Source organism: Gynuella sunshinyii YC6258, assembly GCF_000940805.1.
GTDB lineage: Bacteria > Pseudomonadota > Gammaproteobacteria > Pseudomonadales > Natronospirillaceae > Gynuella > Gynuella sunshinyii.
Genome location: NZ_CP007142.1, coordinates 2,770,788 through 2,791,959, shown reverse-complemented (window position 1 = coordinate 2,791,959; position 21,172 = coordinate 2,770,788). Strand labels below are relative to the sequence as shown.

Below are 21,172 nucleotides of genomic sequence, written 5' to 3'. Positions count from 1 at the left end.
TTTTTATCTGTCGTGCCACCGAACCATTCAACTGCATTTTATTGAATTAATACCTCTTTTGAGGAAATTTTTAATGCATATTTTCCAGCTCATAACGGTCTGGTTTATAAATTGATCGGGTTCTCAGAAAGGACTAAACAGCACACCTGATCCAAGATCATACGAAGGTAACGGGAAGCTAATTGATGACCACGAAGTCGCCATTTATCCAAAAGGGGCAAAAAAAGTAATGACTGAGCGTTAATCACCACTTAACAGGCTCGGCGATTTACTATCGTTCATGCGTGTCGTAAGTATTAGCATCCAATATAAAAATGAAACTATCGAGTCTTACACATACGAAATAAAAGGCCATCCACGTTTTCCTTAAAAATAAAATGACAAGAAACAAGGTTTAAGATGGATGTCCTGTTATATTACCCAGCCGAGCAGGAATGGAGCATTTACACCCGATAAATTATCTTTATTTATTAATTTGTTAACAGCAATGATTTAAATTTACAGATCGACAAAAATAAAACTTTGAGGAAAAGATCTCCCGTTCAAAATGTTTTACCTACAGACTCATTAGCCCAACAACCACACAGAAAAACAGGAGGTGCTGTTCATGAAATATTCAATTTTTTCAATAGATAAAAATACTCTGGTGACAATTACCCGTGGACGCAAATATAGATGATCCACGAATTGTCACCAATTTAAAAATTGATATTTGGTGACAAGTTATGTTTAAAACACTTGAAGAAATAAACTTACGACCAAAAATTTTTGGCGCTTATACAGCTGAATCGCTATGGTCGGATAGTCATAGAGCCAAGCAAATGCTTACTTTCCATCTAAACGAACATATTGATGTTTCGTCCAGGAATCATAAATTTATAGAGTCCTCTATAGAATGGATGAAAGAGGAATTTGCTCTCAACATTGGTTCTAAAATATGTGATTTTGGTTGCGGGCCTGGGCTATATACATCGAAATTTGCTCGCCTGGGAGCCGATGTAACAGGAATAGATTTTTCTGCCAGCTCAATTGAATATGCGAACGAAAAGGCATCTGAACTGGGTTTGAATATCAAGTATATAAACGCCAATTATTTAGATGTCAGTTTACCAACGCAGTATGACCTCATAACAATGATTATGTGTGATTTCTGCGCTCTCAATCCAAAGCAAAGAGCATCGCTTTTAGCTAAGTTTAGTGATTTGCTTTCTCATAGCGGAAAATTGGTTATGGACGTATATTCGGTAAGCTCATTTGATGCAAAGGAAGAAGTATCAGGGTACGAAAGGAACCATTTAAATCATTTTTGGTATCAGGAAGATTATTATTGTTTCAGTAACACCTTTAAATACGAAGAAGAGAAAGTGATTTTGGATAAGTACTCATTGTTTACGCAATCCGGAAAGTCCGAAGTTGTGTACAATTGGCTTCAGTGTTTCAGTTTGGAAACATTGAAGCAGGAGCTGGCAAATGCTGGATTGAGAGTGCAAGCGGTGTACTCAGATGTCTGCGGAAACAACTATAACCCAAATCTAACTGAGTTTGCTGTTGTAGTGGAAAGAAACATATAGAACTAATAACGCCAGTCAGTAGAACGCAGCCTGGCTGCGTTTCTACTGACTGGCTATGTTAAGTGTCATTAAGGAGAATTATGAAGTTTCGTATTTTAGTGATGGCAATCACCTTGGCCCTATCTGGCTGTTTCGGATCGGTTACCAATTTTCAACCTCAGCAGATCAATACCGCCGGCGTATATACGCATAAAAAATCAGAATCGTCTTTCCCAGAGGAATTCGAAGGGTTCACTCGCGTTTCAACTACACGATATGATGAACAAGAAACCGAAATCAGTGTAGGTTATAACCACAAAGATCTACCCATTGCCTTGACTCTTTATGTCTATCCAGAGCCAAAAGTATTCTCATTTGGGTCTCCGCAAAACGTAATTGATTTGACCAGGCAAACACTTTTCGAAAATGAATTTAAAAAATCACTTCGTAGCATCATATTGTCACATGAAAACTCGAAGCTTTTAGTGAGCGAAAACTACACTCTGCAACAAAACGGTCATATTGAGAATGGGCTCCATGCAGAACTCAACTACGAAGAAAATTTTGCAGGAAAATATCAGCTGCTTAGTTCGCATTTTTATCTTTTTCATATTGGCAAATGGCTTTTTAAATACAGAGTGACGTATCCAATAAATTTAAACATTGAACCGCAAATTGAAAACTTTATTTCGAAGTTTCCTTTGCACCATGACACTTAGCAAAATTGAGAAACGTTTATTTCACTCACTGTAACCATAAAAGCTATGCTTTTTCGCTCCCTTTAATGTGTCGTTGGCACCCAATATGGAAATTGAACTATTGAGTCTTACACTAGCTGTTTCAGTCGTTCCTGCCAATACTGGGTTGATGCATGGCAACCAATTATCCACTAAGATATGTGCTTCGCTGAGCTCAGTTTATCAAATACTTGTTCCACTCTATTGGTCTAATGACCATTTATTAAAGGACAACCATGAAAAATAAAATTGCGGTTATGATGATTTGGTCTCTAACGAATGTTGCGATGGCTAATGATTTCATAGGAAAGTGGCAAGTAACAAAAGTAGACATGCCGGATACCTACTATGGAGAGATTAAATATCCCAAGTATTTCGAGATCATTGAAAATGAAGGGAAGGTTTCGGGTTACTACAAAGATCAATACGATTTTGAGTGCAATTTCGTACTCTCAGAGTTGGTAAACGATGGGAATGAACTACTTCTAATGAATTGTGGTACGACCAAGTTTGCACAGACATGGGCGCCACTTCACAAAGTGAAATTTATTAACGGAGAGCTTGTTGGGTCTGTCGTAACTTTCGGGCAGGTTTTTGTCTGGCATGCTTCGGCGGTTAAAAATCTGCCTTTAAAAAACCATTAAATTAGCCGTGTTACCAGTCGTTTAAGTGACTAATCACGGCGTTGATAAATTCATGGAGGCTTCGTGCTGAAAACTATTGTCAAGTACATAGGAACAGGTTTTTTATACGGTATTGGTTTCTCTATCGCGGTGGTTATTATGCTTCTCGTGACTGAGAAAATTGAATCGACTAGTCATGGCGGTGCATATCAACCAAATGAAAATCAAACCAAGTACCTAAAATCATTAATCAACTCTATAGAAACCAACGGAACAGATCAGTGTGAAGACATTGTTGGCACTTGGGTCGGAGAGCTCATAGAGGACGACGGAGCTTATATACGTAGCTGGGAATTGAATTACGAAGAGGATGGTCGTTTCTGGGGAGCTATCGCCAGAAAATCAATCACTGAGAATTCAGTGGAAAAGCAAGAAGGTACATGGTCGTGCGAACACTCCGTACTATTTACGGATGTTACCGTTGGCGAAAAGCAATATAAATGGAACTATTTACTACTTCACAATGCAGATGGAGAGCGTGTTTACGCACACATAGGTTCCTATGCTATTGAAAATATATATCGCACATATCGCACATATCGCAAAAAATGAATTTAACAGAAAAAATCAACCGGGCTCTTCTAAGCGTGGTTCGCAATGCTAGGTTATTGTGCCGCTAACTGACTATGAAGCATCCGTCTGGCTACACGATTGAAGATGTCATTAAGGCAGGGACAGAACGAAAATCTCAATTCGACTTCGATCAATATAAACCTGATTTCATTGGGCTGGTTTCGTTGAATTCAGATAGAGAATGACCCATAACCAGCGGTATTCGACCAGCGCACCCAGTTACACCTGATATACTCACTAGCGGTGATCAGATTTTCTTTGAAAATGACATATTGATGCCGGGTGAGTCCGCACGTGCTTATTTAAAGCTGCTCTCTCCACAGCGTTACCCGCATTGTTTAAGCGAGGGCCAAAAAATCAACATAAACGACGGGTCCAGGATTATTGACAAGGTTAAGGTATTGGCGATCTACAAAGGACTGTTTTTTTTGCCAGCCAGCTAACAAAACCAGCCACACGATGGCAGCATTATATAACAGGGTAAGTAGATGGGTTGGCCAATATTTATAGGACAATATTACTCTTTGACAGCCATTGGAATGGCGATAGGCCTGATTTATCCACTAATATGTGGTTTTCTGGAGTAAACAGGCTAAACATGGGAAGCGACCGCAAGGATCTAAAGAGCTACTTGCACTGATGCTAGTGTATAGTTAGCTCATTTAGATTTGGAGTTTTTTCATTCTTACTTTTAACAATAATCGCTCTTTTATGTGGTATGGCATTTACGATCTGGTTAATATTCCGTGAACTGCTTACATAACAAGCGGTTGCATTAGATTTTGGGCTTGCTGCCCTGGAATAACATGCGCTGGCGCTCCTTTGTACAGGATTAGCTGATTGAATATAAACTCGACCTTTTCATCCCCCGCCCAGACAACAAAACAAGCGTATTACTCACCTGCTTACGAAGTATTCTGTGACCATTTACGGTGCAAACCCAGCTAAAGTTGTTCTGTAGGAAAAAGGATGTTTATAATTTCTATAACCAAAGTGATGACCTTATCAATTTCGGTTAGCGAGACTGTACTTCCCATAGGAAATGCGATAAAAGAGCAGTCGTTTTATCTGGACATGCTTATTTGCATGATCAGGGACCTGTCAATAGAAACACATGGTAGTGGTGATATGGATATATCAATCTTAATTCTCTCTCTTGTACTGTTTGTCTTGTTAAACCTTTCAATTTTATTTATTGCTGTTTATAACCGCATAGTCAGAAATACCAACAGTGTCCAAAGGGGTTGGGCGGCGGTTGTCAGCTTTGAACAACAAAAAGTCAAAATCATTTCAAACCTCGAAAAGACCTTAAAAGGCTATCTGAGCCATGAAAGCAGCGTCTTTAAACAGATCACCCAGTTGCGATCAGCCATCCCCTCTTTAAGCACAGACAGTACCGATACGGATACCCTGTCTGCGATTGAAAAGCAGAGTCGGGAGGTTGTACAAGGTTTGAATGTTGCTGTTGAAAACTACCCCGATCTGAAAGCTTCTGCGGTCTACACAACAGTCATGAAGGAACTGACAGATCAGGAAGAAGAAGTAGGCGCAGCGATAAGGGCATTTAATCAGACGGTTGAAGTATTCAACAACTCGCTGCAAATCTTCCCGAATAATATGGTTAATGCGCTCCTTAACCGTCAAAAACGGATTAAGCCTTATCAAGATCCAAATACAGACGCAGTCTTTTCCTATACACCATTCTAAAGAAGCCAAAAAACAATGAATATCGTCAGAAAATATATCGGGTTTTTAAAGTGGTTTTATAAATACCTCACGAGTGCCAATGGCAGGTATGCAACTGGCCCACGAGTCAGTCATGGGGCGGTTAATATGGAATACAGTGTTTATAACTATTGGGCAGATAAGGATAGCACCCGGCTATACAGTGTGCTTCTATCTCTGGAAAACTACCTGGAGAGTAATGACGACTCAAAAGACATTGAGGAGTTAATAAAACCCTGCCTCGATTTCGGCCCTACACTGAAGTTATCATCAATCCCCCTGTACACACCCATAGCGATTTCGATAGCCATTTCCGCACCACTCTTCTTTATCACAGAGTTATTTCTTCCCGCTCCAGTCGCAACTCTTCTTTTTGTTTTCCCTTTTATGCTACCAGCAATGTTCTCATTTTTGGAGCTGAGGAAGATTCAGGGGCTGATATCAGAAGTGAGTCACAGTCTGGTTGAATATGATAAAGCCAAAGACTCCAATCTGAACCCACTTTCCAGTGCGCAAAGCGCTATGCTCATGCAGTGGCTGAAATATAGCTTCAAATTTTTTTCCAGGCATAAGCATGTTCAAGTCAGCCAACTTTTCTCAGGAAAAACGACCCTGAATTCCAAGGAACGGAAATTCTATGCCTTCCATATTGAAATTCTGGAAAGATATCAGGACAAGGATGGTAAGGACTGCTTTAAAACTATTGATTCATTTTTTGGTATTCGATTGCTTGGATTTAACATAACAGAGATGCGTATTTGCACACTGAAGCAGAACGAAGACGGATTACAGCCCTGGACCAGCCTGTCACCTGAATTCAATGAACGATATTGCTGCGAAGTCGCTGACCCTGTAGCAGCTGCAAAATGGCTTACACCACTGACTCTGGAAGAAATACTGGATGCAGACAGGAAGCTTGGCGCACTGCAAATCATGACCTCAAAAGATGGTTACCTGCTCACCTTATTCAAGACAAATATCTTTGCTCAAAAACAGAATATTTCGACTACGCTTAAAACTCCTTCAGCATTCTTAAACGATCTTTTAACATCGGATCAATCTCCAAGAAATCTACCGATTGCTCTATCTTTAATTGATACGATGGTCTCACAATGAATGTATTATCGAGTTATTTGCGGAACGGTTTAGCAGCGAACGGTTAACTTGCCAATACTCACCCGGATAACCCGTCATAGCTCAGTCGCGATGATGAGTTATTCGGGTGAACCGCAATTCTTATCTGTATAGTAGTGAAAATGCATCAAAATTTTTATAAATAGAAAGGCCGCCCACTTCAAAACGTTGTGTGAACGAATGATCAAAAAATTATTATTTAGCATATTTTTTATTTCATTTATATTTATGGCCATGGTCGCGTGACCATTTCTGTACAACTACCACATTTTTTCTTTGGCTAGATTAAAAAACAGTATCGAAGTCGGAGATAAGTATTCTACGGTCTTGAAAAAATTCACAGAATATGAAGAGGAATACCAAGGAAGCGGAGATCTTCAAGTTGTATATGGAACAACTGAACTATTCATATATCATGTAAGCATATTTGACGATTGCCAACTGACCGTATTATTCGATACGCTCGGGGGGAATGTCCGTGATATCCACTACATTGGAGACTAAGCACATAACACAGCGTTCAAAACCATTCGTTTTTCTCACTGGGATCTCAAAAGCTACATTTTTTCGGTCCTTTAACTGCGGCTTTGCATGTAGTCGGCTATGGATGAATTCATATCAATAATACAATTCCACACAGCAATACCTTTCGGGTACCTGCTCTTTTCATTGGTTTGGATAAGCATTTTAGTATGGGCACTGAAAAATATTGTGAGCAATATCTGGGCGAAAAAGTTTCATGAACCATCGCTATATATTGCGGTTAGCTTGCTAATTGTTGCCATCAGTTATGCATACGCAAGCGCAAAATACTCAGAAAATATTAATATGAATCCGTTTTTCAATGAATCGTCTCTCGTTGGTGAGTGGAATTACGGCAACTCCGAATTGCTACTTAGTTCTGATGGCACAGCTAAAATCAGCCTTAGCAGTTCTTTGTTGGCAAGATTAAACATAGATAACGGCGAGGGATATTGGCGAAAGGAAGGTGATTTTAATCTGTTAATAGGTAGCGCATCGGCTAATTTCGCTTCAAAAAGCGGGATGCTTCGAGTAATACAGTATGCCGAAAACTATCGGTTAATTATAGAAGATTACGATGATCCAGATATGTGGGATGGTAGTCTCGGTTTTAAACAGAAAAACATGTAACCAGCCTTTATTATTAACCTGGTCATTAAATATATCGGGTTAGTAGTGATGCATGGATGCACCGGGTGTCGCACCACACCATGAGCCTATTCTCATGCTAGCCCTTTAAAATCAAGGAATTTCAAAGATTTAAAAAGGCGGCATTCAAACAGATGAAATCGGTTAATACATTCAAGGGTTAAGCCATGACCAAGCCTAAACCTTACAATTACGATCAAACTGCGTTTATTGAACTTAATGATCGGCTCCAAAATTCAGCGGGGAACATTTGAATACACGCTGCATTATCCGATTGAATATAAACTCGACCTTTTAGTCCCCCATCCAGACGACAAAAAAGAGTGTATCACTCCCCTGCTTACGAAATATTCTGTAACCATTTAAGGTGCGAATTCAGCTAAAGCTATTCTGTAGGAAAAAGGGTGTTTATAATTTCTATAATCAAAGCGATGACCTTATCAATTTCGGTTAGCGAGACTGTACTTCCCATAGGAAATGCGATAAAAGAGCAGTCGCTTTATCTGGACATGCTTGTTTTCATGATCAGGGACCTGTCAATAGAAACACATGGTAGTGGTGATATGGATATATCAATCTTAATTCTCTCTCTTGTACTGTTTGTCTTATTAAACCTTTCAATTTTATTTATTGCTGTTTATAACCGCATAGTCAGAAATACCAACAGTGTCCAAAGAGGTTGGGCGGCGGTTGTCAGCTTTGAACAACAAAAAGTCAAAATCATTTCAAACCTCGAAAGGACCTTAAAAGGCTATCTGAGCCATGAAAGCAGCGTCTTTAAACAGATCACCCAGTTGCGATCAGCCATCCCCTCTTTAAGCACAGACAGTACCGATACGGATACCCTGTCTGCGATTGAAAAGCAGAGCCGGGAGGTTGTACAAGGTTTGAATGTTGCTGTTGAAAACTATCCTGACCTGAAAGCTTCTGCAGTCTGCACGACAGTCATGAAGGAGCTGACAGATCAGGAAGAAGAAGTAGGCGCAGCGATAAGGGCATTTAATCAGACGGTTGAAGTATTCAACAACTCGTTGCAGATCTTCCCGAATAATATAGTTAATGTGCTCCTTAACCGTCAAAAACGGATTAAGCCTTATCAAGACCCAAATACAGACGCAGTCTTTTCCTATACACCATTCTAGAGAAGCCAAAAACAATGAATATCGTCGACAAATCCATAGAGCTTTTAAAATGGTACTACAAAAAATACATCGGGTTTTTAAAGTGGTTCTACAAAAAATTCCTGTACGGTATTTCCGACCAAACAACTGGTACAGATGACTGTCAGAAAACCATTGACAGCATTTATACCCATTGGGCAGATGATGAAAGTATCCGGTTGTACCGTATACTGATATCCATAAAAAAATATCTGGAGACTGATGACTATTCAAAAGACATTGAAGAGCTAATTAGACCCTGTCTCGATTTTGGCCCAACACTGAAGTTACCGACAACCTCGCTATACATACCGATTGCGACACCAATAGCACTATTTTTTATCGCACATATGCTCCTTCCCTTTCCGCTCTCAGCCGCCATGGCTATTGTTGCGGTAGCTTGTACAATACCAGCGTTTTCTGCTTTGGTAGAACAGAGGGAAGTTAATCGTTTGATCACCTCTGTTAGCACGAAATTGGTTGAGTATGACTGGTACAAAGACACGAATCTGCGCCCACTTCCACATCAGGAAAATAAAGTATTCATACAGTGGTTAACAGATAATTTCAAATTTTTTTCCAAACATAAGTACCTTGATCTTAGCGGCCTTTACTCAGGAAATATGACTCTGAAATCCAACGACCAGGAGTTTCACACTTTTTATATTAAAATTCAGAAAAGACATAAAGGTAAAAATGGTAATGCCACTTATGAAACCATTGATTCATTTTTTGGTATTCGAGTGCCTGGACTCGATATGACAGAGATGCGCATTTGCTCACAAAAACAAAACGAAGACGATTTACAACCCTGGACCAGCCTGTCACCTGGATTCAATGAACGATATTGCTGCGAAGTCGCCGACTCAATAGTAGCTGCAAAATGGCTTACGCCGCTAACTCTGGAAGAAATACTGAATGCGGATATGAAGCTTGGCGAGCTGGAAATTATGACCTCAAAAGATGGTTATTTTCTCGCCTTATTCAAGAAAGATCTCTTTTTTGAGAAACCGAGAATATCGACCACACTGAAGACACCTTCAGCATTTTTAAACGAGCTTTTAGCAGCGGATCAATCATCAGAGAATCTGACCACTGCTCTGTCTTTAATTGATACCATAGTCTCTCAATAAACGTAGTATAGACTCTAATACAATAAGACAGCATTGGTCACGCCAGGGTCGAACACAAGCTGTTCAGCAGCGTGTTATTTTTCGCCGACATTGGCACCAGATAAAAAGAGAGGCTTCGAAGTGTCGAGACACGGAAAGAGAGATATTTTGATTCATTTTGACGAAGAAAAAAATGAAATCGTTCTATACACCGTGAGTGTTGACGATACTCACAACATTCGCGAGGAAGAATTTGATGGTGCCAGATTGGACATTCCATATTTTTAGAAAAGACTGCTGATGAGGCGGAGAAATCGCTAGGCGAAATGGTGTTCACTCTTATAGATGCATTTTCTTTCAAAAAGATCGGAATTAGACCATACGAAGCTATAAACAAAGAACGCCATGAACAAGATATAGCAGAATGGGAAACAGCAGCCAAAACCGGTGATCCTGAAGCTCAATATATGCTGTTTATTGAGTACCATTCAAGAGCACGAACCGATGGTGACTCTGAGTTCCTGAAAAGAGCAGAAGAAATGCTGGATGCGTCTGCCGCGCAAGAATTTTCCAACGCCGTCGAAAGCAAGAAACATTGGCCTTTAGTGCGGGCAGCCATTGAGAAAAAGTTAAAGCGTGGGCCGAAAACCTGAAGGGTGTATTTGTACCCTGCCCCATCGAATTGTTAAGATTCTGACCACAAAAATCACTGAGAACAACTCAAGGTTAGTCTGAGATATTAGGCACATATGAACAACAAATGTGAGCCCGTTAAATAGACATGGCTAAAAAATACGGGTTGCTTGAGGAACCGCAGAAAACACTCTGGGAAATGATTGAAATAGAACCTCAAAAGTGGCTGCAACACCCATGGATGATGAATGTAATCAAACGTCCTCAGGATCGCTTTTAATGTTTTATCGAGGAACACAAACCAGGCATGAGGTTAAATTGTGATGGATGAATTAAAACGAGATTAATAAGTTATGGCTATAGGGCCCAGAAACCTGATCTTTACGGCGCGGAAGAAGCGACAGCCAGATTTTTGCACCCACTTACAGCAGTGTTAAATGCTCTGGAGAACCATGAGAATAATTCCAAACAGTAAAAGCGATGATGAAGCCTGTGAAAACCTGAGTAGAGTAACTGATGCCGAGATCATTCCGTATATTTATGAGCTATTAGAATGGTTACAGGATATTAACTGGCCCGTCGCCCAACATGTGGCAGAGCGCCTTTCAAAACTGGGATTAGAGTTAGTCGAACCAATCCTGGTCGTACTAAATGGCACTGACGAGGTATGGAAATACTGGATTGTTTCTCATCTGCTATACATGGTGAACGATCAGGTCTATCAATCGTTGGAACTTAAATTACGCAGAATGAAGTCACAACCAACGCAGAGCGAAATTAAAGAAGAAGTATATGAGGCTGTATGTGAGTTGCTTTATACGCAAAAACAGGTATAACCAACCACTTTTGCGTCTTTGTTTCCGCTCTGATTATATAGTCCTTCGCACTAGCTGACGGCCATAAAGGCTACATACACCAACTAAGAGTTACGTTATGAACAAACTACTGGTATTTATCTGTTTTATATCCATGAATGTTTTCAGCAAAGAGGTAGACCTCGAGAACATCTTTTCCAGCTCCCCGGCAGAGGGAACGATTGTCATTGAAAATCTGGATGGCTCTACAAGGTATGTTTACAACGAAACACGGGCAAATACCCAGCTCGCTGTCGCTTCAACATTTAAGATACCCAACACCCTCATTGCCGTGGACGAGAACCTGGTGTCAGGAAAATTCAGCATCTTCGAGTGGGATGGAACAGAGTATGATATTAAGGAGTGGAATCAAGACCTGACACTCGCCTCTGCGTTTCGGGTCTCATGCGTATGGTGCTACCAGGACATCGCCAAAAAAGTCGGGGCAGAAAAATATAAAGACTATATAAAAGCTATGAATTATGGCACCTTGCCAGACAAATTTGATCTGCAAAACTTCTGGCTGGATGGCACACTAAAACTAACGGCTTTTGAACAGATTAATTTTTTAAAACGCTTATACCACCATGAACTCCCCTTCAGCCCAAAAGCATTTATTGTGTTAAAAGACATTATGCTCGTAGAAAACACTGAAAATTATTCGCTGTTTGCCAAAAGCGGCTGGGCACGCAGAGTGGAAAGTCCTGTCGGTTGGTATGTGGGCTATATTGAAAACAACACCGGCACTTGGTTTTTCGCGACCAATTTAGCGGTGGAAGACTCAAAACAGTTGTACCTTAGAAAACAAATAACCATGAATGCACTAAAAAGTGCTGGGATCATTTAACAAACATTACCATCGCAGGCACACGGACAAATTTCTGGTTTGTTTTTTGGGATGCTTTGCAATCAGATACCAAAAGCATTTTCTATAACTTGTCCTTGTTGTGGTATATCGCAGATATAATGATATTTTTTCAGGTAAGTTAATCTTGTTATTTACCCGCGGGATGCATATGAAACTAGGGGGCCTCTGAAAAATAGGAATAGTTTTGATGCAGGCGAGGAAGCACCACTCGCAACACCGCAGTTTACTGGCGTAAATGAGGATGTGAGACTGGGGCTGACAACGTCCTGCGCGAAAATAGTCCATTTTTCAGAGGTTTCCTAGAAATCGGTGTAACTTATTACATGCTCACATTCGCAGATACAAAAATGACCATGCCTGGATTAACACCCATGGTTTACGTTGGGAAAAATCTGTTCGACAAACCCACAGACGAAGAAGTGTATTGTTTTCAGGATGCGGTTTCAGTCGTAAGATTCGGCATTTTGGGTGAGAGCGAAGATGTGTACATACAGCCTTTCAAAAAGAATGACTTAGGATCTTCCATTATTACCCTTGAACGAGCCGTTATAATCATGCAGGAAACTAACGAGAGATATATTAAAGAAGGTAAGCCCAAGCTCACGAAGGCTAAAGGGAAATGGAAAACTATCCATACCTCTTGAAAAACAGGTAGCTGAAATTCAAGGTTTTTTCAGCCTGAAATGATGATTCATGCAATATCACCAAATTTATCATCTCATTAAGTTTATGGGTACTGACATCATGAAAGCACTGAAAATAACTATCTTATTCATTGCATGCATGTCGGCAATCATTTTCAGCCGAATTTATGGCCCAATAAGTCAGCTACCGAGTTATTTTGTCGTAGATGATAATTATATAAGTCTATTATATAAACAGTATATTTTTATGGCAGTCACATGTTCATTGGTGACTATCACTCTTGGTTATGCACTTAAAGTAAAACTATTTCCCGCAACACTGGTCATGTTTCTGGCAGGTACAAGTTTTGTCGCCCTGACAAGCATGGGGAATCCAGGCAATTTAGAGCGGTTTCTGGGTTCGCTACAGGAGTTTTTGGTACCGTTCATGAGCATCTGGGCAATATTGGTGACCGTGGTCGTGTCAGCTAGATACTTATTTATCAAATGGCCAAAGAATAGCTGACACGCAATCTTCCGGATCGGCTTTCTATTTTCAGGTTTGACAGCCGAGGCCACAAATGTCTAATGCTCTATAACTTTACCCTCAAGCATCGCAACCTTTTTTTATCTTCTAACGGGCCGCTAAAACACAAACTTCCGTCAACTTCTTCAGGCGTTTCATTGCCATAGTAAGGGTTATGCATTACGCCAGGTTTCAGCTGCAGGTTATGAACCTGATTATATAGCGCCAGCTTGGCCTCCAAATCTGAAAATCTGGCAACATATTCATCGAAATCAGGTGAAAGTTCGATTAAAACCGCACCGATGTAGTTTCTTATTTTTGAAGTAGAAGGTTTGAATGCTTTTTCGGCTGCAAACTGTTTTACAAGCTCAGAAGGTGATAGTCGGGCTAGACGCTCCAGCCTGATATATATTGGAGTGACTGCATTAATCGTCATATTTGGCTTATACAACATACGCGTAATCCAGCCAGGAAAGTTAGCATCCTCTTCAAAGAATTCCGGGTTCTTATCGAGACTTTGGATGGTGTGGTAAGACATTCCAAATTCTCGCGCAACTATCATGTAAAAACTTTTCTCGGACTCACTCAAACTGGGAATATTTTCCGCCCGTATATTTTCATTGGCTAAGATTACACTCGAAACATCCAAAATTTCTGAAAGTTTCATGAGGAAAACCATTTTCCCAACTAAGTTGTCCTGTAACTCCATTGACTTCCTTAAAGTCATCAATTGCCCTGACAGGGAATCAAGTGCCTTTCTGGCATCTCCATTTTTATAAAACGATATTGCCTCAATAGTTTTAATACGCTCAGCGGCAGTGATGTATTGATAGGGAGGATATATTTCACTGACGGTTGGTTCAGACAGCGTTTTATACTCATTGAATTCATGGAACTTATTGGAGCGAAAGACCAGCATTTTGTTTTCCGCTAAGAGAGCATCAGCATCTATTTCGGACGAGAACAGGTATTCCAAACAACCGTCTTCCCATGATCGACAGAATGCCTCACCTCGGGGTAGTGGTAACCTATCTGAATCCGGATAAGCGACAAATTCATACGATTCATCAGCCACCGACTTCTGATACTCTGCTAATAACCTTCTCCCAACCTGTTCTGGATTTTCAGATTCCTTTGCATAAATTCCATACAGGTATAGGTACGATGCACTGCCGGTGTCTGCCTCCAACCTGCTAATCAGCTGAGTGGCCTGTTCGCTCAACTCATCATCACGCTGAGCAAACCACCCTAAAAGGACAATCGCTAGAATAACGATTGAGAGTACTTTTTTCATAGTTAAATATATCCGACAACAGTGTCTCTTAGACATCTTCTGGCTTTTATTAACCCGGCAAGTATACATATCGGGTTAATAGTGTGCGATTCGTTTGGATGAATTTCATATCCTGCTTTATATGGTATATCTGTATAGGTTGGCATGTATGGGAGTTCTGGTCGAGTTTCATTAAGTAGCTTAAAAGCATCTTTCCATGCACTTGTACTAGGCGTTAATACCGGGTAGTCAGTAGCACTCTTAATATCGTCATCGCCACATTCACCACTTTTAGCAGCCAACCCCAGCGGATCATGACTGATATGCCGCCCGGTCAGGGGATCATAATACCGATTAAAGTTCTGGTACTACCCGGTTTCGACGTCTTCATATTGCCAGAACAATAGATTGGATATCTGTTTCGTTTGTATAGATAAAGAATTGCTCTTCAGAATAACTGATTAACATGCATGGTCCTATAAAAACAGTATTGTCATCATCAGGATAAAAAAAGTCTGTCCAATATTTTTTTACGGTATGCCATTTAGTAATAACAGAACATTTTGGTGACCAGAAAAAAATAATATCATCGTCATCATCAAACAGTATTTTTTTTCCTAACAATTTTCGACCCGACTCTTCATTTTCCGTATCAATATAAACTTGATATTTATAGTTTCCCAGATCAGAAAGATGAATATGTGATTGTTTTGAAACCACACGATACCAAAGGTTAGCCGATTGCTCTGGTATGATTGGAACAATAGATGCTAAATCTTTCTCAGGAAGATCATTGTATATTGGGTCTGTAAATCTCCACGACAGCGCAAAATCTTTCATCAGAATTACTCCTCAAAAACGATATGACCGGTTCCGCCACTTTTTTCCCCTGACTCCAATCTTTCCATTTTATATGTGGCAAATTATTTTGTGGGGCATTCTTGGTGTGCGATTCGTTTGGATGAATTTCATATCCTGCTTTATATGGTATATCTGTATAGGTTGGCATGTATGGGAGTTCTGGTCGAGTTTCATTAAGTAGCTTAAAAGCATCTTTCCATGCACTTGTACTAGGCGTTAATACCGGGTAGTCAGTAGCATTCTTAATATCGTCATCGCCATCGCCACATTCACCACTTTTAGCAGCCAACCCCAGCGGATCATGACTGATATGCCGCCCGGTCAGGGGATCATAATACCGATTAAAGTTCTTGTACAACCCGGTTTCGATATCTTCGTACTACCCGGCGAATCTGAGCTTTGGATCAACCGCAAAGCCATTCCTCGGATGGGTTTTATGGCTTTGGCCATTCCGGGTTTTACCGTAGACCTCATGCTCAGTCGCCCAGAGTTGTTCTCCGGTCTCATGGTTGTATAAGGCTTTGGCGGTGCCCAGATGATCAGCTTCGATATCCAGCTTTTGATGTGACATCAATAATAAACGAACCCATTGTGTATGGAAGGGATGTACTCAGATTAGGGTGTTACAAGGGGTATTCACATTTCCATTCAGGCTCAAACTTACTAGCATCGATACCTTGTTGTTCAAAACGAACATAAAGTTCTTCAATAGTGTTAGCCATATATGTTTTTACATTGACTAGCTGGCTTTCAGATACTCCATCGGCATATTCGATATATTTAATGGGAACTTCAAAATCTACAATACAATAACGATAATTAAGTACATTCCTCAGAAAATCGAACAAGTAAACTGATTGTTCTGGATCCTTGTCTAATTTATATACAGCATAAATTGCAATCCAACGTCTCAAATGTTCACCAGAAGGCATAGCTTCTTGTGCTATTAAGGTGTAAGAGCCCCTTTCAATACCGTTCCATATTTTGGCTGGAATATCGGTTCTAATCCCCATATTTTTTCTCTCATTAAAAATTAGAAGGCCAATAAATTCTTATGACCTTTCCATCTACTGGATGAAGTTGTAAGTGTGGTTGCGCCGAATGAGGATCATCAGGGCTATGATTAGCCATATAAACTTTTTTTGTCTCAATATTTGAAACGGGTATATCGTCCCAGTGATAATAAGGCTCTTTGCCGTCTATCGTCCTAAAGAATTCTTTCGCCGTAACTGAGTTAAAGGCTTCTGCATTATGGTATCCTTTCCCAGAAAATACCCCTATAAATATCTCCTCAGCTTCTTGCCTATTCCTGACAGAAACTTGTGTTTCACCACGCTCTAAAGCCTCAGCTGCTCGTTTTACTGACGCACTCGACCATGGAACCTCCTTACAACTCAACCTCAGCGGATCAACCCATTCAACCGGATTCGGACAATACTGATAAACATTCAATCCGCCAGCCAGTCCAATAGGATCATGACTGATATACCGCCCGGTCCGGGGATCATAATACCGATTAAAGTTCTGATACAACCCGGTTTCGATATCTTCGTACTGCCCGGCGAATCTGAGCTTTGGATCAACCGCAAAGCCATTCCTCGGATGGGTTTTATGACTTTGGCTGTTTTTGGTCTTACCATAGACCTCATGCTCAGTCGCCCAGAGTTGTTCTCCAGTCTCATGACTGTATAGGGCTTTGGCGGTGCCGAGGTGATCAGCTTCGATATCCAGCAGGCCCAGTTCATAATCATACAAGCCCACCGGTTTATGGCTGTAAGGCTCGTAGAGGTAGTATTGCTGGAAGGTTCGGTTATTGAGATTACAATCGATGTGCCACGTCTGAATCAGATTGCCGCCGTTCCAGACATAGCGTTCTGCGTATTGATACCAGAGATCGGGTTGGTTATGGGTGTGATAGCGTTTGTAGTTTGTCGCCCATTCGGTTTTTGGAGAATACGCCTTCTACATCTGGACTGAACCGTGAAGCAAAGGTGTGTCTTGTGCAATCCCCTCAGCCAACCGTACTCCGTGTGGATACTCTTAACGTTTCGCGAACCACGGTTTCATCCGTAAATAACGACCAGAAACCGCTCCGAAGCATGCTGGATAAGGGAAACGGTTTGCGGCCTTTGAGGGATTTGGAGTAATAACGCCGGATAGGCTTTTCCATCTCAGTCCAGGGTAATAATGTGTCCATATCAGTCAGAAACTTTTTACGTCGGGTCTGCTTACATTTCGCTTGGCCTTCCGCATCTGAAAAACTGAGTAGGGACATCATGCATTCCTCTATGGATCGATCATGGTTGGATGATCGCAGATTTTTTGTATTTTTCAGAGTTGCCCTAGCAGGCTGTCAAGCCAATCAGCAGCAATAGCATTACATACGAGAGTCAATTCTGATGTATAAGATATTAAGAAATCAAAATTTACGCCTGTAATGTATACCGTAAAAATTGCACAATCCCTATAAACACTTAGAAAATCTTTTAAGTGTCTAAATGAAAATACAGTTTTATCTTTGGTTTCCTCAAAAAAAACAAACACTTCTTCTTGATAGGGATAAGTTTTTAGTAAAGAAATTGAATCCTCCCTATTAGTGGATGAACAATCGTTTAGTTTCTCGAATAGAAACCTACTATTGGGATGTGAACTACTTAATTGGTGACGACTAATTACCTCATTCTTTAATTTCTGACCATCTGCTTCTGATAGTGTCTTATATAAAATATTCAGTTTTTTAGAGTGAGTAATGATTTCTTCTTTTGGTGTCCACATTTCGATTCCCTAAATTAACGATTAACCATAACTTCATCCAACAGAATGTGACCAACTTTTTTGGTTTGTTTTCTACCAACTTGCCAACCAACATGAGGGGCATCGGGCCCGGTAACCCACTCTCCTTTCCTGTTCACGCCATAATGAGGCCAATCGATATTAACTTCAGCTCCATCTGGCCCCGTCCATTCAACAGGAAATGTTTTTCCATATCTATCTTTACCCCATTTAGATATTTCGAATTGATCTCTGGTATATCCTGTTTGTTTAAATGCCTCCTCGATAGCATCACTTTGAATCTTACTTGATCCGCGCCAATCTGCATCATATTCACCTAATTTACCGTCATTCCATTGGAGTCCAGTATACTCCTTACAACTCAGCCCCAGCGGATCAATCCATTCTATGGGATTCGGACAATACTGATAAACATTCAATCCGCCAGCCAGTCCAATAGGATCATGACTGATATACCGCCCGGTCCGGGGATCATAATACCGATTAAAGTTCTGATACAACCCGGTTTCGATATCTTCGTACTGCCCGGCGAATCTGAGCTTTGGATCAACCGCAAAGCCATTCCTCGGATGGGTTTTATGACTTTGGCTGTTTTTGGTCTTACCATAGACCTCATGCTCAGTCGCCCAGAGTTGTTCTCCAGTCTCATGACTGTATAGGGCTTTGGCGGTGCCGAGGTGATCAGCTTCGATATCCAGCAGGCCCAGTTCATAATCATACAAGCCCACCGGTTTATGGCTGTAAGGCTCGTAGAGGTAGTATTGCTGGAAGGTTCGGTTATTGAGATTACAATCGATGTGCCACGTCTGAATCAGATTGCCGCCGTTCCAGACATAGCGTTCTGCGTATTGATACCAGAGATCGGGTTGGTTATGGGTGTGATAGCGTTTGTAGTTTGGACGGTAACAGCCTGGAGTGGCAGAACGCTTGCCGTGGGTTTTGAAGGCAAGTGGGCAGAACGTAAGGCAAGACCCAAGGTTTACGCTGGGCAAAGTGCGCGCAGGGCTTGGGCTATGGAAGCTGCGCGCTTAGGGAACGCAGGTGCAGGCCGCAACCTTTTGCGAGCATTGTGACGTGGTGCCGTTGACTACCACTGCTGACCAACTGAGTTGGCGCTTTGGCTTGCTGGGTTTGACGTGCACGGATGCACTAATGCCGCAGGCGCATGGATGCGCAGGAGCGGCGATAGCAAGCCATGTGACGGCGGGCCGTGGGGTTGGTTGTCTGATGGCGCGGACTGGGCGACTGGCACAAACAAAGCGGCTAAAGAAAAAGCCCCGGACTTGGGGCTGTCTGCGTTCAACTGCTCAAAGTTAAAAATCAATCGAGTCTGACCCCTTTGATTCCACGTAAAAACCACTCACTCTGTCTTTATCATTTTATCAATCAAGATTAACGTCCATCTCATAATTCTTTGCCACTATTTTGAACATATAATCATAAGTTGATAAGTAAAAGTAACGATACTGATCACCATAATCTGTATCTCCTTCAAAGAACGGTTTTGAACTTTCGTCAAAGCATGAAAGCGTGTCTTTTTCCCAATAACAGAGATCTAAACCTTGGCATTCATATGCAATGACATTTAGAAACTTCAATTTATATGGGATCCATTCTTTTTCGCACGAATTCCTTGCACATAAGTCCCCATTAAGATCACCTGAAAAAAGTAAAGTAGATGGAGAAAAGGATTGTTCAATTTGGTCAAGATAAATTCCATCCCTACCAGCTACAACTCCCAATGGTGTTTCAATACTTTTAATCATTTATTTAACCCTCGGTATTCCGCCTCCATTTGAAGTACTAAATCGTCTATCTAAATCAATATTGGATAATTCTTCTGGTGAAGCCCACCGAGAATTAACTTTTACCTTTGCTTCTCTTGCTGCATACAATCTTCGATTATCAAGCGAGAACACCGAGTATTCATTAGCACCTTGCGTTAATAATTTGGATTGAACTGAGGCAGGTAAATCTTTGAATTTAACAAGTCTAATTGACTCAACAGTAGAAGCGTACTCTGGGTCATTTTTAAAGTGCCAAATAAGGTCATTAACGGTACTGCCGTCTTCAAACTTGGAATTTACGGTGTTTTGGCTAAACCGGACTGTCCTCGGGTCACGTAAATGCCCTCCACCAACAGGCATTTCCTTACAACTCAACCCCAGCGGATCAACCCATTCAACCGGATTCGGACAATACTGATAAACATTCAATCCGCCCAAGATGCCTATCGGATCATGACTGATATACCGCCCGGTCCGGGGATCATAATACCGATTAAAGTTCTGATACAACCCGGTTTCGATATCTTCGTACTGTCCGGCGAATCTTAATTTCGGATCAACCGCAAAGCCATTCCTCGGATGGGTTTTATGACTTTGGCTGTTTTTGGTCTTACCATAGACCTCATGCTCAGTCGCCCAGAGTTGTTCTCCGGTCTCATGACTGTATAGGGCTTTGGCGGTGCCCAGATGATCAGCTTCGATATCCAGCAGGCCCAGCTCATAATCATACAAGCCCACCGGTTTATGGCTGTAAGGCTCGTAGAGGTAGTATTGCTGGAAGGTTCGGTTATTGAGATTACAATCGATGTGCCGCGTCTGAATCAGATTGCCGCCGTTCCAGACGTAGCGTTCTGCGTATTGATACCAGAGATCGGGTTGGTTATGGGTGCGATAGCGTTTGTAGTTTGTCGCCCATTCGGTTTGTTGTTCGGGTTTGTCCTGTTTGAAGACAGCTTTTGTGAAGTACTTCCCTGTACTTCACCCTACGGGTTCCCTCCGGTCACGAAAGCGTTGTTCCTGGCACGCTTTTCGATTCTTCTGCCGAATAGGTTGTCAGTGCTTGTTTGAGCGTAATGAGCGATCAATACTATTTATATTGTTAAAGAACTA

General features: G+C 41.2%; 26 protein-coding genes. 15 read left to right on the top strand and 11 right to left on the bottom strand.

The genetic code is table 11. From position 1 onward, the window contains the following. Window positions 1-725: 725 nt before the first annotated feature. The 14 genes from YC6258_RS12235 (at window position 726) to YC6258_RS12170 (ending at window position 13,348) form a co-directional block, all read left to right on the top strand. Window positions 726-1,571 (top strand): class I SAM-dependent methyltransferase, encoded by an 846-nt coding sequence (locus tag YC6258_RS12235; protein ID WP_044617243.1) that lies wholly within the window; start codon window positions 726-728, stop codon window positions 1,569-1,571. Window positions 1,572-1,651: 80 nt separating this feature from the next. Then, window positions 1,652-2,269: a hypothetical protein gene (locus tag YC6258_RS12230; RefSeq protein ID WP_044617242.1), complete on the top strand. Its 618-nt coding sequence runs from the start codon at window positions 1,652-1,654 to the stop codon at window positions 2,267-2,269. A 254-nt stretch (window positions 2,270-2,523) separates the two neighbouring features. Further along, entirely contained in the window at window positions 2,524-2,931 is a 408-nt protein-coding gene (locus YC6258_RS12225; RefSeq protein WP_044617241.1) for a hypothetical protein, read from the top strand. A 63-nt stretch (window positions 2,932-2,994) separates the two neighbouring features. Beyond that, complete coding sequence (locus YC6258_RS12220; RefSeq protein WP_044617240.1) at window positions 2,995-3,522, top strand: hypothetical protein; 528 nt, start codon at window positions 2,995-2,997, stop codon at window positions 3,520-3,522. 990 nt (window positions 3,523-4,512) lie between these two features. Beyond that, a complete protein-coding gene (locus YC6258_RS12215; RefSeq protein WP_052830241.1) occupies window positions 4,513-5,250 on the top strand; it encodes a LemA family protein in 738 nt (245 codons plus the stop codon). 15 nt (window positions 5,251-5,265) lie between these two features. Continuing rightward, window positions 5,266-6,384 carry a hypothetical protein gene (locus YC6258_RS12210; RefSeq protein WP_044617239.1) on the top strand — a complete coding sequence of 373 codons (1,119 nt, stop codon included), beginning with the start codon at window positions 5,266-5,268 and terminating at the stop codon, window positions 6,382-6,384. A 621-nt stretch (window positions 6,385-7,005) separates the two neighbouring features. Next, window positions 7,006-7,554 carry a hypothetical protein gene (locus YC6258_RS12205; RefSeq protein ID WP_044617238.1) on the top strand — a complete coding sequence of 183 codons (549 nt, stop codon included), beginning with the start codon at window positions 7,006-7,008 and terminating at the stop codon, window positions 7,552-7,554. A 422-nt stretch (window positions 7,555-7,976) separates the two neighbouring features. Further along, window positions 7,977-8,714, top strand: a complete 738-nt coding sequence (locus YC6258_RS12200) for a LemA family protein (protein WP_052830240.1) — start codon at window positions 7,977-7,979, stop codon at window positions 8,712-8,714. A 14-nt stretch (window positions 8,715-8,728) separates the two neighbouring features. Beyond that, entirely contained in the window at window positions 8,729-9,865 is a 1,137-nt protein-coding gene (locus YC6258_RS12195; RefSeq protein ID WP_044617237.1) for a hypothetical protein, read from the top strand. A gap of 305 nt (window positions 9,866-10,170) precedes the next feature. Further along, window positions 10,171-10,497 (top strand): hypothetical protein, encoded by a 327-nt coding sequence (locus YC6258_RS12190; RefSeq protein ID WP_044617236.1) that lies wholly within the window; start codon window positions 10,171-10,173, stop codon window positions 10,495-10,497. 432 nt (window positions 10,498-10,929) lie between these two features. Continuing rightward, window positions 10,930-11,313, top strand: a complete 384-nt coding sequence (locus YC6258_RS12185) for a DUF5071 domain-containing protein (RefSeq protein ID WP_044617235.1) — start codon at window positions 10,930-10,932, stop codon at window positions 11,311-11,313. Window positions 11,314-11,410: 97 nt separating this feature from the next. Continuing rightward, complete coding sequence (blaOXA, locus tag YC6258_RS12180; RefSeq protein WP_044617234.1) at window positions 11,411-12,178, top strand: class D beta-lactamase; 768 nt, start codon at window positions 11,411-11,413, stop codon at window positions 12,176-12,178. A gap of 344 nt (window positions 12,179-12,522) precedes the next feature. Then, entirely contained in the window at window positions 12,523-12,843 is a 321-nt protein-coding gene (locus YC6258_RS12175; RefSeq protein WP_144407627.1) for a hypothetical protein, read from the top strand. A gap of 100 nt (window positions 12,844-12,943) precedes the next feature. Continuing rightward, window positions 12,944-13,348, top strand: a complete 405-nt coding sequence (locus YC6258_RS12170; RefSeq protein WP_144407626.1) for a hypothetical protein — start codon at window positions 12,944-12,946, stop codon at window positions 13,346-13,348. Window positions 13,349-13,415: 67 nt separating this feature from the next. Here YC6258_RS12170 and YC6258_RS12165 read toward each other — a convergent pair whose 3' ends face one another. From YC6258_RS12165 to YC6258_RS12115, 11 genes are all read right to left on the bottom strand, one after another. Beyond that, complete coding sequence (locus YC6258_RS12165; RefSeq protein WP_044617231.1) at window positions 13,416-14,642, bottom strand: hypothetical protein; 1,227 nt, start codon at window positions 14,640-14,642, stop codon at window positions 13,416-13,418. A gap of 366 nt (window positions 14,643-15,008) precedes the next feature. Beyond that, window positions 15,009-15,461, bottom strand: a complete 453-nt coding sequence (locus YC6258_RS12160; protein ID WP_044617230.1) for a DUF2947 family protein — start codon at window positions 15,459-15,461, stop codon at window positions 15,009-15,011. Next, a complete protein-coding gene (locus YC6258_RS30600) occupies window positions 15,412-15,840 on the bottom strand; it encodes a hypothetical protein (protein WP_211264673.1) in 429 nt (142 codons plus the stop codon). The genes YC6258_RS12160 and YC6258_RS30600 overlap by 50 nt, the downstream gene beginning before the upstream one ends. Window positions 15,841-15,861: 21 nt before the next feature. Then, window positions 15,862-16,053 carry a hypothetical protein gene (locus YC6258_RS12155; protein WP_044617229.1) on the bottom strand — a complete coding sequence of 64 codons (192 nt, stop codon included), beginning with the start codon at window positions 16,051-16,053 and terminating at the stop codon, window positions 15,862-15,864. Between the two features lie 52 nt (window positions 16,054-16,105). Then, window positions 16,106-16,495: a hypothetical protein gene (locus YC6258_RS12150; RefSeq protein WP_044617228.1), complete on the bottom strand. Its 390-nt coding sequence runs from the start codon at window positions 16,493-16,495 to the stop codon at window positions 16,106-16,108. A gap of 13 nt (window positions 16,496-16,508) precedes the next feature. After that, window positions 16,509-17,237, bottom strand: a complete 729-nt coding sequence (locus tag YC6258_RS12145) for an RHS repeat domain-containing protein (protein ID WP_211264672.1) — start codon at window positions 17,235-17,237, stop codon at window positions 16,509-16,511. A gap of 256 nt (window positions 17,238-17,493) precedes the next feature. Beyond that, window positions 17,494-17,757, bottom strand: a complete 264-nt coding sequence (locus YC6258_RS12135) for a transposase (protein WP_044617226.1) — start codon at window positions 17,755-17,757, stop codon at window positions 17,494-17,496. A 56-nt stretch (window positions 17,758-17,813) separates the two neighbouring features. Next, window positions 17,814-18,257 (bottom strand): hypothetical protein, encoded by a 444-nt coding sequence (locus YC6258_RS12130; RefSeq protein ID WP_044617225.1) that lies wholly within the window; start codon window positions 18,255-18,257, stop codon window positions 17,814-17,816. 14 nt (window positions 18,258-18,271) lie between these two features. Continuing rightward, window positions 18,272-19,267: an RHS repeat-associated core domain-containing protein gene (locus YC6258_RS31185; protein WP_082070677.1), complete on the bottom strand. Its 996-nt coding sequence runs from the start codon at window positions 19,265-19,267 to the stop codon at window positions 18,272-18,274. Between the two features lie 390 nt (window positions 19,268-19,657). Continuing rightward, on the bottom strand, window positions 19,658-20,041 hold the full coding sequence (locus YC6258_RS12120; protein WP_044617224.1) for a hypothetical protein: 384 nt from the start codon (window positions 20,039-20,041) through the stop codon (window positions 19,658-19,660). Then, window positions 20,042-20,794 carry an RHS repeat domain-containing protein gene (locus tag YC6258_RS12115; protein WP_052830236.1) on the bottom strand — a complete coding sequence of 251 codons (753 nt, stop codon included), beginning with the start codon at window positions 20,792-20,794 and terminating at the stop codon, window positions 20,042-20,044. Between the two features lie 12 nt (window positions 20,795-20,806). Between YC6258_RS12115 and YC6258_RS12110 the strand changes: the two genes are divergently transcribed. After that, complete coding sequence (locus YC6258_RS12110; RefSeq protein WP_082070675.1) at window positions 20,807-21,130, top strand: hypothetical protein; 324 nt, start codon at window positions 20,807-20,809, stop codon at window positions 21,128-21,130. Window positions 21,131-21,172: the final 42 nt, after the last annotated feature.

Excerpts from the sequence above, each read along its gene's own strand:
- YC6258_RS12235 (WP_044617243.1), top strand. The coding sequence starts at position 726 with ATGTTTAAAACACTTGAAGAAATAAACTTACGACCAAAAATTTTTGGC.
- YC6258_RS12230 (WP_044617242.1), top strand. The coding sequence starts at position 1,652 with ATGAAGTTTCGTATTTTAGTGATGGCAATCACCTTGGCCCTATCTGGC.
- YC6258_RS12225 (WP_044617241.1), top strand. The coding sequence starts at position 2,524 with ATGAAAAATAAAATTGCGGTTATGATGATTTGGTCTCTAACGAATGTT.
- YC6258_RS12215 (WP_052830241.1), top strand. The coding sequence starts at position 4,513 with ATGTTTATAATTTCTATAACCAAAGTGATGACCTTATCAATTTCGGTT.
- YC6258_RS12210 (WP_044617239.1), top strand. The coding sequence starts at position 5,266 with ATGAATATCGTCAGAAAATATATCGGGTTTTTAAAGTGGTTTTATAAA.
- YC6258_RS12205 (WP_044617238.1), top strand. The coding sequence starts at position 7,006 with ATGGATGAATTCATATCAATAATACAATTCCACACAGCAATACCTTTC.
- YC6258_RS12195 (WP_044617237.1), top strand. The coding sequence starts at position 8,729 with ATGAATATCGTCGACAAATCCATAGAGCTTTTAAAATGGTACTACAAA.
- YC6258_RS12190 (WP_044617236.1), top strand. The coding sequence starts at position 10,171 with ATGGTGTTCACTCTTATAGATGCATTTTCTTTCAAAAAGATCGGAATT.
- YC6258_RS12185 (WP_044617235.1), top strand. The coding sequence starts at position 10,930 with ATGAGAATAATTCCAAACAGTAAAAGCGATGATGAAGCCTGTGAAAAC.
- blaOXA (WP_044617234.1), top strand. The coding sequence starts at position 11,411 with ATGAACAAACTACTGGTATTTATCTGTTTTATATCCATGAATGTTTTC.
- YC6258_RS12175 (WP_144407627.1), top strand. The coding sequence starts at position 12,523 with ATGCTCACATTCGCAGATACAAAAATGACCATGCCTGGATTAACACCC.
- YC6258_RS12170 (WP_144407626.1), top strand. The coding sequence starts at position 12,944 with ATGAAAGCACTGAAAATAACTATCTTATTCATTGCATGCATGTCGGCA.
- YC6258_RS12165 (WP_044617231.1), bottom strand. The coding sequence starts at position 14,642 with ATGAAAAAAGTACTCTCAATCGTTATTCTAGCGATTGTCCTTTTAGGG.
- YC6258_RS12160 (WP_044617230.1), bottom strand. The coding sequence starts at position 15,461 with ATGAAAGATTTTGCGCTGTCGTGGAGATTTACAGACCCAATATACAAT.
- YC6258_RS12155 (WP_044617229.1), bottom strand. The coding sequence starts at position 16,053 with ATGTCACATCAAAAGCTGGATATCGAAGCTGATCATCTGGGCACCGCC.
- YC6258_RS12150 (WP_044617228.1), bottom strand. The coding sequence starts at position 16,495 with ATGGGGATTAGAACCGATATTCCAGCCAAAATATGGAACGGTATTGAA.
- YC6258_RS12135 (WP_044617226.1), bottom strand. The coding sequence starts at position 17,757 with ATGTCCCTACTCAGTTTTTCAGATGCGGAAGGCCAAGCGAAATGTAAG.
- YC6258_RS12130 (WP_044617225.1), bottom strand. The coding sequence starts at position 18,257 with ATGTGGACACCAAAAGAAGAAATCATTACTCACTCTAAAAAACTGAAT.
- YC6258_RS12120 (WP_044617224.1), bottom strand. The coding sequence starts at position 20,041 with ATGATTAAAAGTATTGAAACACCATTGGGAGTTGTAGCTGGTAGGGAT.
- YC6258_RS12110 (WP_082070675.1), top strand. The coding sequence starts at position 20,807 with ATGGCTGTAAGGCTCGTAGAGGTAGTATTGCTGGAAGGTTCGGTTATT.